General features: G+C 60.6%; 10 protein-coding genes. 1 reads left to right on the top strand and 9 read right to left on the bottom strand.

The genetic code is table 11. The annotated features are described in order from the left end of the window. Positions 1-9 precede the first annotated feature (9 nt). From J5J10_RS18990 to J5J10_RS19020, 7 genes are all read right to left on the bottom strand, one after another. Positions 10-2,934, bottom strand: coding sequence for an aminotransferase (locus J5J10_RS18990; RefSeq protein ID WP_211931062.1), 2,925 nt, complete (start codon positions 2,932-2,934; stop codon positions 10-12). A 123-nt stretch (positions 2,935-3,057) separates the two neighbouring features. Next, positions 3,058-3,942: a formyltetrahydrofolate deformylase gene (gene purU, locus J5J10_RS18995; RefSeq protein ID WP_208547709.1), complete on the bottom strand. Its 885-nt coding sequence runs from the start codon at positions 3,940-3,942 to the stop codon at positions 3,058-3,060. Between the two features lie 126 nt (positions 3,943-4,068). Further along, positions 4,069-5,376: a type III glutamate--ammonia ligase gene (glnT, locus tag J5J10_RS19000; RefSeq protein ID WP_211931063.1), complete on the bottom strand. Its 1,308-nt coding sequence runs from the start codon at positions 5,374-5,376 to the stop codon at positions 4,069-4,071. 56 nt (positions 5,377-5,432) lie between these two features. Then, positions 5,433-6,761 carry an FMN-binding glutamate synthase family protein gene (locus J5J10_RS19005; protein WP_208547707.1) on the bottom strand — a complete coding sequence of 443 codons (1,329 nt, stop codon included), beginning with the start codon at positions 6,759-6,761 and terminating at the stop codon, positions 5,433-5,435. Positions 6,762-6,776: 15 nt separating this feature from the next. Beyond that, positions 6,777-7,463, bottom strand: coding sequence for a GXGXG domain-containing protein (locus J5J10_RS19010; protein WP_211931064.1), 687 nt, complete (start codon positions 7,461-7,463; stop codon positions 6,777-6,779). A gap of 7 nt (positions 7,464-7,470) precedes the next feature. Further along, positions 7,471-8,379, bottom strand: coding sequence for a glutamine amidotransferase family protein (locus J5J10_RS19015; RefSeq protein WP_211931065.1), 909 nt, complete (start codon positions 8,377-8,379; stop codon positions 7,471-7,473). A gap of 126 nt (positions 8,380-8,505) precedes the next feature. Then, positions 8,506-9,465 carry a GlxA family transcriptional regulator gene (locus tag J5J10_RS19020; RefSeq protein WP_211931066.1) on the bottom strand — a complete coding sequence of 320 codons (960 nt, stop codon included), beginning with the start codon at positions 9,463-9,465 and terminating at the stop codon, positions 8,506-8,508. Positions 9,466-9,573: 108 nt separating this feature from the next. On the opposite strand from J5J10_RS19020, the gene J5J10_RS19025 reads away from it, so the two are divergent. Beyond that, positions 9,574-10,635 carry a glycoside hydrolase family 5 protein gene (locus tag J5J10_RS19025; protein ID WP_211931067.1) on the top strand — a complete coding sequence of 354 codons (1,062 nt, stop codon included), beginning with the start codon at positions 9,574-9,576 and terminating at the stop codon, positions 10,633-10,635. Here the strand turns inward: J5J10_RS19025 and J5J10_RS19030 are convergent. Then, on the bottom strand, positions 10,532-11,815 hold the full coding sequence (locus J5J10_RS19030; protein ID WP_211931068.1) for a hypothetical protein: 1,284 nt from the start codon (positions 11,813-11,815) through the stop codon (positions 10,532-10,534). The genes J5J10_RS19025 and J5J10_RS19030 overlap by 104 nt on opposite strands. 151 nt (positions 11,816-11,966) lie before the next feature. After that, positions 11,967-13,976 (bottom strand): GumC family protein, encoded by a 2,010-nt coding sequence (locus J5J10_RS19035; RefSeq protein ID WP_211931069.1) that lies wholly within the window; start codon positions 13,974-13,976, stop codon positions 11,967-11,969. Positions 13,977-14,137 lie beyond the last annotated feature (161 nt).

The raw sequence follows: 14,137 nt of genomic DNA on the forward strand, positions 1-14,137 counted from the left end.
GTACATATCCTACCAGCCCTCCGAAAGAACCTTTTCGAGCATGTCAGCGAAGAAGTCGGCGCTTTCGCGCGACAGGCAAAGCGGTGGTTTTATCTTCAAGACGTTCAGGTGATCTCCGGTGGGCTGCATGATGACGCCGAGAGAGAGCAGACGATCGCAGATTCCTGCTGTCTCCTCCGTAGCCGGTTCGAGCGTCTCGCGATCACGGACGAATTCCAGTCCGAGATACAGTCCCATCCCGTGAACGGCGCCGGCGAGGGGGAAACGCTGGACGATGGCCTCGAGTCGCGCCTTCAGGTGATCGCCAACGATCCGTGCATTTTCCTGGAGGCGGTCGTCGCGCATGATGTCGAGAATTGTCATCCCCACGACACAACTGACAGGGCTTCCTCCCGCGGAAGAGAAAAAATAGCCCTCCCGTTCGAGGCTGTCGGCGATCGCCCGTGTGGTAATGACGGCGCCGAGCGGCTGGCCATTGCCCATGCCCTTCGCGACGGTGATGATATCGGGAACCACTGCCTGCTGCTCGAATCCCCAGAAGTGGTGGCCGAGCCGACCGTATCCGACCTGTACCTCGTCGGCTATGCAGACGCCGCCCCGCTCGCGAACGAGGACATAGACTTCCTTCAGATATCCGGGCGGAAGAGGTATGCCACCGGCATTGCCATAGACGCTTTCGCAGATGAAACCTGCCAAACCCCCGCCGCTCTCGTCGATTTCCTCCAATTTGGCGCGGACCGATTCGAGATAGTGACGTGTCGACTGCGGCCCCCGGAAGGGTCCGCGATACGTGTTTGGTGCCGTGACCGGATGAACCCAGTCCGGTCGCGTTTCGAGCGCCCGCGGGTTGTCGGCAATGGAAGTCGATACCGCATCGCTGGCGACGGTCCAGCCGTGGTAGGCCTCCAGCAGACTGATCGTGTTGCGTGAGCCGGTATGGGCCCATGCAAGACGCAGAGCCAGATCCACGGCTTCCGAACCGCTGTTGACCAGGAATACGGTATCCAGCGGGTCCGGCGCCAACTGAGCAAGCCTGGCTGAAAATTCTGCTACGGCAGCGTAGTGGAAACGGGAGTTTGTGTTCAGCATCGCCCATTGCCGACCCACGGCGCGGGCGAGTCTCGGGTCGGCGTGGCCCAGGATCGCCACGTTGTTGACCATGTCAAGATAGGACCGGCCGTCGATGGCAAACATATGCTCCTTCCAGCCGCGCTCGATCTCGGGCGGGTGGGCGTAATAGTTCTTTTGCGGCTTCGCGAAATGCCGGTGGCGCAGTGCAAGCAGCTCCTCTTGACGCAGACGCGGTGCCTCAATGTCTAGCCCGAGGAGGGCGGATGGAGAGGGGCAAAGGTCCGACCATGCGCCGGCATGGCTGGGGCGCGAGAACAAGGGTGGAACAAGGTCGGGATCCCGGCACAACTGCAGACGAAGTCCGCCAACGGACCCAGGCTCGCCGGCGATCAAGCCGATGTCTTGTCCAGCGTCGACCGTCATACCCTCATCAAGGGGGCAATCCAGGCCGTCCACGTGCAGGACGAGGTCGTCCGACCGCAGCATGAGGCGATGACCATTGCGGCTGATAACGGCGGCGAATGGTGCAATCGCGCGCGAGGCAGCCGGCAGGCAGACGTCGACGTGCAGGGCGAACGTAGCGGGTTCGCGCTCGCTTCTCACCTTCGTATAGGAGAGTCTATGTTCGCCATAGCGCGTGGTTGCGACCCCCGTCGAAGCGGCGGCCTTCGCCAGGAGCTTCCAGTCGATTTCCTGGTCCGCCCAATTGTCCGCAATGAAGTCGAGACTTTGCACCGACAGATCCGTGAGCCCGAACTGCTCCGGCGGCAAATCCGGCAACAGCCGGCCGATGGCTGGCAATGTCATGTCCCGCCCGAGACCCAGGCGCCGGAGGATCGCAGTTTCCATCAGCGATAATGGGACGGAGGTGGCTATATCGAAAATCGTCCATTCGTGCTCGATGTTGCCGAGCACATAGTCGTTGTCCGGTTCGATCGACAGCTGCTTCTCGCTGCTTGCGACGAGGATGCCGGCGCGCGCCACGACCAGCGGCCACAAGGCCCTGAGTTCGCTCTCTTTCAGAGGATAGATGGCGTGATAGGCCTCGATTGCAGGAAGAATGTAGAAAGGATCGCCATCGGCATGGTGCAGCAGCGATGCGCAGGTCACGGCGAGATCGGCTACGAGCCACCCATTCAGCACGTCGCCAAAGTCGATGACCCCATCGGGATGCACACGCCCATCTCTTTGAAGCATCCCGACCACGTTGTCGTCGGTTATATCGTGATGAATCGCCTGCGTGCGAAGGTCCGACGTCAGTGGCTTCAGACGGCGCATGGCTGCGATCATGGCCTTGGCGATGCGGTCGCGTTTCTGGTGATCGCTTAATCCGGCAAGAAGCGAAAGCGCAATGGGTCCGGCCTTTCTCAGGTCCCATTGCAGGTCTCTCTCCAGTCCGGGATGCCGGAATTCCGCCAATCCGGTCGCCACGCGAGCGGACAGCGTGCCGAGTTGCCGGACGACGGGTTCTGCGAGGTGTTTGCGCCTCGTCAGCGGTTCACCATCGAGGAAGGTCAGCAGCCGGAACTGATAATCACGCCCGTCGACAGTTTCGCGGAAGATTTCCGCCCCAGCGCCGTTTGCCACCGGCTGCGGCACCCGGGGCATGTTTTCTTGTCGCGCGAGGTGGCGCATGGCATGGTTCTGCGCCTCAAGTTCCCTCGTCGCGTATTCCGAATGACAAATCTTGAGAACGAACCTGTCTTCACCGGTGTCGACGAGGTAGTTGCGATCCTGCTGGCTGCCGAGTTCCCGGATAGTCCCCTGGATACCGTAATGCCGCTCGACAATCTCCGCCGCGTGGTCCGCTGAGATGGATGGTCGCGGCAGCGCCGTTCGCTCAAGCAGTGCGGTATCCGGCATGACCCATCTCTCCCGAAATCGATTCGCGCCAGATTATCAGAGGAAAGCCGTGCGTCCATCCGCTGAACGCACGGCTAATGTATTGGTGTTCCTCGCAGAAGCCGATCCCTCGGCCGGGACTGCTCAGCCCATTCTCTCGGATGCGTAGGAGCCGGGGCTCGCCGGGAAGACAACGGTGCGGTTTCCGTTAATGAAGGTCCGGTGATGGATATGCGCGTGGATGGCGCGGGCAAGAACCTGGCTTTCGACATCGCGGCCCAGAGAGACGTAGTCGTCTGGCGACTGCGCGTGGGTCACTCGCACCGTATCCTGCTCGATGATCGGGCCTTCGTCGAGATCGGCCGTGACATAGTGAGCCGTCGCGCCGATCAGCTTCACGCCGCGCTCAAAGGCCTGCTTGTAGGGGTTTGCACCCTTGAAGCTTGGCAGGAAGGAGTGGTGGATGTTGATGATCTTGCCGGACATCTTCGCACAAAGGCTGTCGGAGAGAACCTGCATGTAGCGGGCGAGCACAATGAGCTCGGTTCCGGTCTGGTCGACGAGATCGAGGAGCTGCGCCTCGGCCTGCGGCTTGTTGTCTTTGGTGACCTTGATGTGGTGGAAGGGGATGTCGTGGTTGACGACGACCTTCTGGTATTCGAAGTGGTTGGAGACGACACCGACGATGTCGATCGGCAGCGCGCCGATCTTCCAGCGGTAGAGCAGGTCGTTGAGGCAATGGCCGAAGCGTGACACCATCAACAGGACTTTCATGCGCTGTGCGGCGTCATGGAGTTCCCAGGTCATGGCGAACTTTTCCGCCACCGGTGCAAAACCCGCGTCCAGCTTGTCGCGCTTGATGCCCTGCTCCGAGATGAAGCTGACGCGCATGAAGAACTTGCCGGTGTCGAGGTCATCGAACTGGGAGGAGTCGACGATGTTGCAACCCTGCTCCGCCAGATAGCCGGAAATGGCGGCGACTATGCCCCGGGTCGACTTGCAGGAAACCGTCAATACATAACTGGTCATCGGTATGCTTTCTCCTCGCGCAAAAACTCGCTGGCCGTGTCTATCCCAATCAAAAGGCGCCGGAAAGGTCCGGCGCCGACGAGGATGAGATGTCGCCCGTTGCGAAGGGATGCGTCCGTTGCCGTCCTAGATGTCGAGCGTCGTCAGACGCTCCCACTCGGTGAAATGGCCGGCATAGGCGTTCCATTCGTTGTGCTTGAGCTTAAGATAGGCGGCGGAAAACTCCGTTCCCATTGCGTCCTTCAGCAGCGTATCCCCGTCGTAGGCACGCAAGGCGTCGAGAAGATTGAGCGGAAGACGGGGAGCGTCCTTCACCAGATGACCTTCCTGGTACATGTCGATGTCGTGGTGCGGTCCGGGATCCGCCACGGTTCTCACGCCATTCAGACCGCAGGCGATGATCACCGCCTGGAGCAAGTAGGGGTTGACGGCACCATCCGGCAAACGCAGTTCGAACCGCCCTGGACCCGGCACGCGAACCATGTGGGTGCGGTTGTTGCCTGTCCAGGTAACGGTGTTCGGGGACCAGGTCGCACCGGATATGGTCCGGGGGGCGTTGATGCGCTTGTAGGAATTGACGGTCGGATTGGTGATCGCGGCGATCGCCGAGGCATGGGCCATAATGCCGCCGAGGAAGTTTCTCCCCTTTTCGGAAAGCCCGAATTCCGCGCCGTCGTCGGCGAAGACGTTGATCTTGCCGTCGTTGTCCCAGACAGAGATGTGGCAGTGGCAGCCGTTGCCCGTCAGGCCCTTGAAGGGCTTCGGCATGAATGTCGCCCGCAATCCGTGCTTTTCCGCGACCGACTTCACCATGAATTTGAAAAAGGAGTGCTTGTCCGCCGTCTTCAACGCGTCGTCGAATTCCCAGTTCATTTCGAACTGGCCGTTGGCGTCCTCGTGATCGTTTTGATACGGGCGCCAGCCGAGTTCCAGCATGTAGTCGCAGATTTCGGAAATCACGTCATAGCGTCGCAGGAGGGCTTGCTGGTCGTAGCAGGGTTTCTCAGCCGTATCGGCACCGTCGGAAATCTCGCTGCCGTCGGCCGAGATCAGGAAGAATTCCGCTTCGACGCCGGTCTTCACACGCATTCCGTTTTCGGCTGCTTCCGCTATCAGCTTCTTCAGCACGTTGCGCGGAGCCTGTTCCACCGGTTTTCCCTCCATCCAGCAGTCGGCGGCGACCCAGGCGACCTCCTTCTTCCACGGAAGCTGGATGACGGACGACGCGTCCGGCAAGGCGAAGAGATCCGGGTGAGCCGGCGTCATGTCGAGCCATGTCGCAAAACCCGCGAAACCCGCGCCTTCCTCCTGCATGGCCTTGATCGCTGCGGCGGGTACAAGCTTGGCGCGCTGTCCGCCGAAGAGATCCGTGTAACTGATCATAAAATATTTGACGCCATGCGCCTTTGCATAGCTTTCGAGATCCAGTGTCATTTCGTTCCCCTTATGGATTTTATGGACGACACTTTGATGGTGAGACTGAAGATTGGTCAGAAGCCTCCCTTGCCGGGTATCCAGCCGGTGCCGGCAAGCGGTACCTGGGCCATCGCGGCGGCCTCGATGGTAAGGGCGCAGAGATCTTCCGGTTCGAGATTGTGAACGTGGTTCTTGCCGCAGGCGCGCGCGATCGTCTGCGCCTCCAGCGTCATGACCTTGAGATAGTTTGCGAGGCGACGACCGGCGGCGACAGGATCGAGACGTTTGGAGAGTTCAGGATCCTGCGTCGTGATGCCGGCGGGATCCTTGCCCTCATGCCAATCGTCATAGGCGCCGGCGGTGGTGCCAAGGGCGTTGTAGTCCGCCTCCCAGCGAGGATCGTTGTCGCCGATCGCGACAAGCGCAGCGGTGCCGATCGAGACTGCGTCCGCGCCGAGCGCCAGCGCCTTCGCGACATCGGCACCGTTGCGGATGCCGCCGGAGACGATGAGCTGGACTTTCCGGTGCATGCCGAGGTCCTGCAGCGCCTGCACGGCCGGGCGTATGCAGGCGAGGGTCGGCATGCCGACATGCTCGATAAACACTTCCTGGGTCGCGGCCGTGCCGCCCTGCATGCCGTCGAGAACAACGACGTCGGCACCCGACTTCACGGCGAGAGCCGTGTCATAATAGGGGCGGGCGCCGCCGACCTTCACATAGATCGGCTTTTCCCAGTCGGTTATCTCACGCAGTTCATTGATCTTGATCTCCAAATCATCCGGCCCGGTCCAGTCGGGATGCCGGCAGGCCGAGCGCTGGTCGATGCCCTTGGGGAGGGTTCGCATCTCCGCGACGCGGTCGGAAATCTTTTGGCCCAGCAGCATGCCGCCACCGCCAGGTTTCGCGCCTTGGCCGACGACCACCTCGATCGCATCGGCGCGGCGCAGGTCGCGCGGATTCATGCCGTAGCGGGAGGGGAGATACTGGTAGACGAGGATCGAGGAATGACCGCGTTCTTCTTCCGTCATGCCGCCGTCGCCAGTGGTCGTCGAAGTCCCCGAAAGGCTGGCACCGCGGCCCAAAGCCTCCTTGGCCTGGCCCGAGAGGGAGCCGAAACTCATGCCGGCAATGGTGATCGGGATTTTCAGTTCGATCGGTTTTTTCGCGAAGCGAGAGCCCAGCACGACGTTGGTGTCGCATCGTTCGCGGTAGCCTTCCAGCGGATAGCGCGAAATCGAGGCGCCGAGAAACAAAAGGTCGTCGAAGTGCGGGACCTTGCGCTTGGCGCCGCCGCCGCGAATGTCGTAAATGCCGGTTGCCGCAGCGCGCCGGATTTCGGAAAGGGTATAGTCATCGAAGGTGGCTGACTTGCGCGGCGTGGTGGTCGGGTTGCGATAGCTCATCTGATCTCTCCCCGCTCAATAGGCGTCGGCGTTGTCGATGTTGAAATTGTAGAGCTTGCGAGCAGAGCCATAGCGTTTGAAGTCGGCCGGATCGGCGTCCGTGATTTCGGCCCGCTGCAAAAGCGAGCGCAGCAGATCGAGATGCTCCGGTCTCATTTCCTTTTCGATGCAGTCCGCGCCGAGGCTCCTGACATTGCCGCGAACGAAAAGCCTCGCCTCGTAGAGGCTGTCGCCCAAAGCTTCGCCGGCGTCACCCAAGACCACGAGGTTACCCGACTGTGCCATGAAGGCCGACATGTGGCCGATATTGCCGCGCACGACGATGTCGATCCCCTTCATCGAGATGCCGCAGCGGGAGGCGGCATTGCCCTTGATTACGAGGAGCCCGCCGCGGCCGGTGGCGCCGGCGTACTGGCTTGCGTCACCGTCGATAACCACGGTGCCCGACATCATGTTTTCGGCGACACCCGGCCCGGCGGAGCCATGAACATTGATGGTCGCCTGGGCGTTCATGCCGGCGCAATAGTAGCCGACATTGCCCTGCACATCGACCGTGACAGGGGCATCGACACCGACGGCGACCGAATGGCTGCCGCGTGGGTTCAACACTTCGAAGTGGGTATGGTTGCTGCCGCTGGCCACGGCGTGGAGGGCCTCGTTCAGTTCACGAAGCGGGCTCGTGGCGAGATCAAATGTCTGCATGATGTCCTCAGGCGGTCTTCTCGTGGTCCCAGAAATAGACGGTCGCGGGCTCCGGCTCCCATATGCGGGCTGTCTCTATGCCGGGCAGACCGACCAGGGCGCGGTACTCCGAGCCGAAAGCAACATACTGGTCGGTTTCCGCCATCACGGCCGGCTTGCAGGCGATCGGGTCGCGCAAGACCCCGAAACCCGATTTGGTTCCGACGACAAAGGTGAAGAAACCATCAAGGTCCTCCACGGCGCCCCCGAGCGCCTCGCCGAGGTTCTTTCCGCGCGCCATTTCTGCCGTCAGGTAGGCGGCGGCGACTTCGGAATCGTTTTCCGTTTCGAAGGTCATCCCGATCCTTCGCAGTTCCCTCCGCAGGTTGTTGTGATTGGACAGCGAGCCGTTGTGGACCAGGCACTGGTCGGCGCCAGTTGAAAACGGGTGGGCACCGAGCGTCGTCACAGCTGACTCCGTCGCCATTCGAGTGTGGCCTATCCCGTGGGAACCGCTCATGGCGCGGATGCCGAAGCGGGATACGACGTCCCGCGGAAGCCCGGTCTCCTTATAGATCTCTATGGTTTCACCAGCGCTCATGATCCGGATCCCAGAACGGTTTGCGGTGATCCAGTCGCGCGCAGCCTCCAGGTTTGCCCCAGGCAGACCGAGAACGGCGTGTGTGCTTTTTTGCTCAATCCCAACGGCGACGCCGAGCTGGACCGACAGCTGATCCGCGAGCCCGACGAAGTCCTCGGCAGGTTTGGAAGACTGAACGGTAAGTTTGGCGTTGCCTGTGGAATGGTTGCCATAGATGGCGATGCCTGCGCTGTCGGGGCCGCGGTCGGTCATGGTCACCAGCATGTCCGACAGCAGCGTGCCAAGAAGCGGCTCGAGCGCCTCATCCTTCAAAAACAACCCGACGATTCCGCACATCGCGTCTTCTCCCGTTCCGGACCGGCAACCTTGCTCTACGACTTAGCAGACGACGTAGGCGCGATCAATTAAGGGAAAAAAAATTTCATTTGGGGAAACTAAACTTGAATGGCGGTAAGTGCCCCCTCAACGTTGTCTGGTCGCACTTGGGGCGGTACCGTACTGCTGACGATAAGACCGCGCGAAGTGGGCCGGCGTAGAATACCCGCATGCCACCGCGATTTCCGATATCGTCAGCGCACTCTGCTGAAGCAGTGTTCGGGCCTGCTCAAGCCTCAATCGCCGATATTCTGCCGTGAATGTCGAGGACAGGTGCGTCGCAAACAGCCTGTCGAGGTGGCGTTCGCTGACGCCGGCAAAGCGGGCCATCGCCGAGCGGTCGAGTGGAGCCTCAAGCGTCGTCTCCATCTTCTCCAAAACGGAAAGCAGGCCTTCATGGTGCAGACCATGACGCTCGGCGGCCGATGCACGCTGGGGAGCGGCGGACGAACCCACGTGCGTATGAAGATACCAGTCGCTGATTTTCGTCGCGAATGCCGCACCGTGTCGCTGCGCGATCAGGGCGTGCATCATGTCGAGAGGGGCGATACCGCCTCCGCATGTCAACCGGTTCCGGTCGACCACGTAGCGAGCCGGGACCGGCCTTAAATCGGGGAAGGCTTCACGAAGCGCCGGCGTATGCTCCCAATGGATCGTGAACCGATAGCCGGCCAGAAGACCGGCCGCGGCAAGCAGATACGGGCCTCCCGATATACCCCCCAAGGTGACGCCTTCGCGCGCCGCTCCACGCAAGACCTTGTGAACGACGGGCCAATTCCATCCGGAAGGATGCCCTCCGGCGATGACGAAGAGGCTGTCGACCCTCTGCTTTGCCGATCCCATCGGTACGCAGGGAACCACCGCGCCCGAAGAGGATGTGACAGAAACGCCCTCCGGCGCGAACGTGGTGACATGGTAGAGTTCCCGACCCGCCAACAGATTGGCGGCTCTAAGCGGTTCCACGGCGGACGCATAGCACATCAGCGCGAAGCCAGGGATGAGCACGATACCGACGCTCTCCGGCGACGTCGCAAGCGGTGTGGTCATGAACGCCAAACTCTCGATCTGGTTGGTCGGTCGTCAACCATAAAGGCGACGCGGCATTGACCGGTGATAGCCCGGTATCTAGTCTTCCGGAAAGAGGACAGGGCGGTCATGATCGGAAGAGACGGCAACGCGGTCAACAGGATTTTGGCTTCCGGGCTCCTCGTGCTTGGCCTCGCAGGCCAGACGCCAGCAAACGCCAGTGGCTGTCTTCGGGGAATAAACCTTTCCGGGGCCGAGTTCGGAGGAGACGGCGGCAACGTTTTCCAGGACTACGTCTATCCGTCGGAGCACACGGTCGCCTATTTCGCCGAAAAGGGTTTTACCTCGATCCGGCTCCCGTTCCGGTGGGAGCGACTGCAGCCAGAGCTGTTCAAGGAGCTCGATCCCGATCATTTGCGCCTCATCGAGGAAGCGGTTGTGCTCGCCCGACAGTTCGGAATGAGCGTCGTTCTCGATCCGCACAATTACGCCCGATACCGCGATAAAGTGGTCGGCTCGCCGGACCTGCCTGATGATGCAGCCTTCGCGGACTTTTGGGGGCGACTGGCGGAGCGTTTCGCCAACGCCAACGACATCTCTTTCGGTTTGATGAACGAGCCATTCGACATTCCGACACACCAATGGGTGTCAGCGACAAACGCTGCGATCGCAGCCATTCGCGCCGTCGATGCGAACAATCTGGTCTTGGTTCCGGGTACGCATTGGACCGGCGCACACGCGTGGCAACGGGATGAAGACGGCGGGAACCACGCAACGGTCATGCTCGGTGTCGTCGATCCGGCTGACAATTTTGCCTATGAGGTTCATCAGTACTTCGACGACGACTTTTCCGGAACAAAGGGCAATTGCAGCCGAGCGGACGACGCCATCGCTGCCTTGCAGACCTTTACGACCTGGCTTCGGGAGAACGGCAAGCGCGGCTATCTCGGAGAATTTGGTGTTCCGACCGACGCCTCCTGCCGCACGGGGCTGGAGGAGGCCACCGCGGTCGTCGAGACCGCCGACGATGTCTGGGTCGGGTGGGCTTATTGGGTTGCAGGTGACTGGTGGCCGGAAAGCGAACCGCTCAATATCCAGCCGACCGGGAAAGGCGACCGGCCCCAACTTTCGGCGCTTCAGCCATTCCTTTCCGATTCCTCCGGAAAGATCTGTGCGGCGCTGGAGCATTAGTTCCAGGCAAGGAGCTCTCACCGTAGGTGCCCTTGGCGGCTCTAGGTCGCTGCCCCAGTGCAGCGAGATCGACCTTGTCCATCACGCCGACGAGGAACCACATCAAGCCGGCGGTCTTGATCGAGTAGAACGAATTACTGATCAGCATCAGAAGCAACAGATAGACTAGCACCGCTGCGTGAAATCGCCAGCCGCCCGCAGTCCTGGCGGGGGCATAAACCGCTGCGCCCCACAGCATGATGAACCCGACAATTCCGAATTGCGTCAAGGTATAGGCGAAGCCGGAGTCCGCCGTAAACTGATCCGTTGTCTGCCATCCGAAAACGACGGAGGGGGACAGTTGGGCCAGCAGGTGTGCCGTCACATTGAAGCGCCCGGCTATGTCATTGGCGCCACCGTCCGTCTGACTGATAATCCCGTAGGATGCCAGGGCGGCGAGGAGAAGAAACGGTGCTACGAACCAGACCAGTTTGGGAATTATCCGAAAGAATGGCAGCAGCAACGTGACCAGGATACAGGTGAAAAAGCCGAACCGGGCGTCGGCCATGATGATCACCGCAAGAGCCGCCATGACCACAAAGCGTCGCCACCTCATGCCGGCGCGCGTCAGAGCCCAGCAATAGATCAGCGCACCGTAGTTTCCGGCCGACACCGGTTCAAGAAAGACGGAGGAGACCCGGTGTTCGCCGAGAAAGGGCAGCAATGTTCGCGCCTCGGGGCGCATTCCGCTGCCGAAAAGCCCGGTCGTGGCCCCGAACGCTTCTTCAACCTTGATGGTCCCGCGGGCAATGTAATAGCCGAGGATGTTGAAATACTGGAGATAGACGTCCGTCGCGAAATACTCGAAGAAGCCCACGAGCAGCACGAGAACCGCGCTCGCCGCGACAAGCCGGTCCGCAAGTTTCAGATTGGCCGAACGGAGGCCCATGAAATAGAAGGCGATTGCGATCAATACATCGCGCAGCACCTTCAGGTCATTCTCCTGCCTCAGAGCCGATAGAAAGACGATATAGCTGCAGAAGAGAGCAGCAACCGCATACAGTCCGATCTGCCTGCTCATGGCCGCTACGAGAGCGGTACCCACCACTGCCATTTCGGCCAGCATCAGATGGCTTTGGCCGATCCCGAAGACCCGCGTGTTTACGAAACAGAGGAAGAGGTTGAGCGTCAGCGAGCCCATTACCGCCATTATCGCCAGGGGAGACACATAGGCGGGCGCGGTTGTTTGGGATGTATATGAAACATGATCCGGGGTAGACGATGCGCGTCGACCCTTCCATGCGACGCCCGATCTTCCGTTTACAGTTTCCATTTTGGTCGCCGCCACCGAGTTAGTCCCCGTTCTCGACGACGATACGTCCCATGATTATGTCGTGCCAACCGTCAAGACGATCGAGGACAGGCGCGATGTCCGTACGGTCTTCCTGGACGACTATGGCCGCGCTCGCTATCGGCAAAAGAGCGTCCAGACCCGCCATGGCGTCGGTTCCGCAGGCATTCACGATCGTCAGGAAAGGGCCTTCTGGAGGCGCACCTATGTAGCGGGACACGCTCGGTCGGCCAGCCACCCGACGGCCCTGGGTGCCACTTGAAAAGTACTGATATTTCAATTGATCAGGATTTCTTCCCATATTGATTTGATCCCTGCCGATAGCATTGACCAAGCTCGGGCGCCCCGCCCTGTGCCGCGTTTCGGCACGCTCCCAGCTGCCAGCCGCATAGCGGACGTCATAGCCCAGATCGACGAGTGCCTGGACAAGATCGGGGACGAGATCAGCCGCTGCGCCCCTTGGCTTGTCTTTCGAAACGAACACCAGCGACGGTGACGGTTCTTCCCCGACCTCGTCCGCCAGCTGGCGTGCCAGCACGGTTATCTTCTTATTCCACTCGGCTGCACGATCCGCCTCTGTCCGGCTTCGAGACGACACCATTCGTGACCATAAGCCGTTTTGCGATGGGGGCCTGTGATCGGGAAGCTGCGCCAGGATGGGGATATCCTCTTCTTCCGCGCCGTCTTTGCTGTCCGCGAAAGTGCGCACCACGATTTCATGAGCGACCGCAACAACGGAGCCGAGGATGATGCCGAACGTGAGCCCCGCGACCACAATAATCAAAAGCACGAGCCTGGACGTGCCCGCTCCGGGCGTCGCGACGGTGATCACCCTCGAATTGTTGGTCTTAAGGCTCTGCTGCTGGCCCAGTGACTCCGCCCTGTTGAGGAAGGACTTGTAGAGTACCTGGACGGTTTCGGCTTCGCTCTCCAGCTGGCGCAGCCGGATCTGCGAGTTCCCGGAGTCGAAACTGCTTTTCGTCAGGTTCTCAAGTCGTCGCTGCAGAGCCTCCGTGTTTGCGGCCGCCCGCTGGTAGCTGCTTTCCATGGACTGCCGAAGCCGCGCCAGTTCAAGTTCGATCGCTCTCTGCATGTTGGCGACCTGCGAGCGGATCGCGCGCAGTTGCGGATGATTGGCGCCTAGATTGGCTTCAAGTTGGGTCTGGCGATCGAGCAACTGGACATAGCGATCGCGCAAGACCTCGATGGTCTGGGATTGGAGAGCCTCCGGAATTCCGCCGGATTTGATACCCTCCATCGTCAGACGCTTTGCCTGTTCGTATATCGTGAGCTGCTGTTCCTCGAGGCCGCGGGCGGTGATGAGCTGTTCGTTGAGGCCTGCCAGTTGCTGGTCGATCACCAACCGGCCTTCTCCGGTGCTCGCGAGATCGTTCTCCGCCTTGAATCGTTCGACGGCTGCTTCTGCCTTCAGGACGCGATCACGCAGTTCATCCGCCTGCACCTGGAAGGCGGAACTCGCACGCCGAGCGGCGTCAGCGCGTGTCTCCTCAATCTGCTTCAGATAATTGTCAGCGACCGAATTCGCGATCCTGGCGGCCTTCTCCGCGACAGGATGCTGGGCCGTCACGACGATAACCTGGGACTGGCCAGCCCGTTCGGCCGTGAGATGCTGTTTCAATGCGCCAGACGCCGCTGCCAGCACCTCCTCGGCCGATAGTTTTTGTCGGCTCGCCGGGGGAAGCAGGAAATCGTCCGCTGTCAGGTCGAGATCGTTGACGACCCGGTCGAGCACGGCTCTCGACACCACGACATAAAGCTGGGTGTCGAGGTTTGACAGCTCCTGCTGCGATGATGTCGCGGCCGATGCGCCATTCGTATTGTCGACCGTCAGGTCGCGCGTGTCGATGATGAGTTGCGTCGATGAGGAATAGAGGGGGGTGATTTGCAGCGCGTAGAGCAGGGCGAACAGAAATCCAACGCCCGCCAAAATAGCGATGTAACTCCAGCGGCGCCTCAGGATGCCCGGTAGCTGTACGATGTCGATGTCCATAGTCTCGCCAGGACCGCCTGCGCGGCATTCATTTCAGTTGGGCCGAGAGAACGGCTCAAAACGGAGGGGTCCGTTTATCGTCAACAGTGGCAAAACATGGTTAACGACTTCTGAAGGAAGGAGGATGTAAACCGCTTTGGCAATCTCACACCATCTTAAGA

Origin of the sequence: Ciceribacter sp. L1K23 (assembly GCF_018122705.1) — a bacterium.
Taxonomy (GTDB): domain Bacteria; phylum Pseudomonadota; class Alphaproteobacteria; order Rhizobiales; family Rhizobiaceae; genus Allorhizobium.

Bases quoted from the DNA above. Each gene is read 5' to 3' on its own strand.
- J5J10_RS19010 (WP_211931064.1), bottom strand. From the start codon at position 7,463: ATGCAGACATTTGATCTCGCCACGAGCCCGCTTCGTGAACTGAACGAG.
- J5J10_RS19035 (WP_211931069.1), bottom strand. From the start codon at position 13,976: ATGGACATCGACATCGTACAGCTACCGGGCATCCTGAGGCGCCGCTGG.
- J5J10_RS19020 (WP_211931066.1), bottom strand. From the start codon at position 9,465: ATGACCACACCGCTTGCGACGTCGCCGGAGAGCGTCGGTATCGTGCTC.
- glnT (WP_211931063.1), bottom strand. From the start codon at position 5,376: ATGACACTGGATCTCGAAAGCTATGCAAAGGCGCATGGCGTCAAATAT.
- purU (WP_208547709.1), bottom strand. From the start codon at position 3,942: ATGACCAGTTATGTATTGACGGTTTCCTGCAAGTCGACCCGGGGCATA.
- J5J10_RS19025 (WP_211931067.1), top strand. From the start codon at position 9,574: ATGATCGGAAGAGACGGCAACGCGGTCAACAGGATTTTGGCTTCCGGG.
- J5J10_RS18990 (WP_211931062.1), bottom strand. From the start codon at position 2,934: ATGCCGGATACCGCACTGCTTGAGCGAACGGCGCTGCCGCGACCATCC.
- J5J10_RS19005 (WP_208547707.1), bottom strand. From the start codon at position 6,761: ATGAGCTATCGCAACCCGACCACCACGCCGCGCAAGTCAGCCACCTTC.
- J5J10_RS19030 (WP_211931068.1), bottom strand. From the start codon at position 11,815: ATGGGCTCGCTGACGCTCAACCTCTTCCTCTGTTTCGTAAACACGCGG.
- J5J10_RS19015 (WP_211931065.1), bottom strand. From the start codon at position 8,379: ATGTGCGGAATCGTCGGGTTGTTTTTGAAGGATGAGGCGCTCGAGCCG.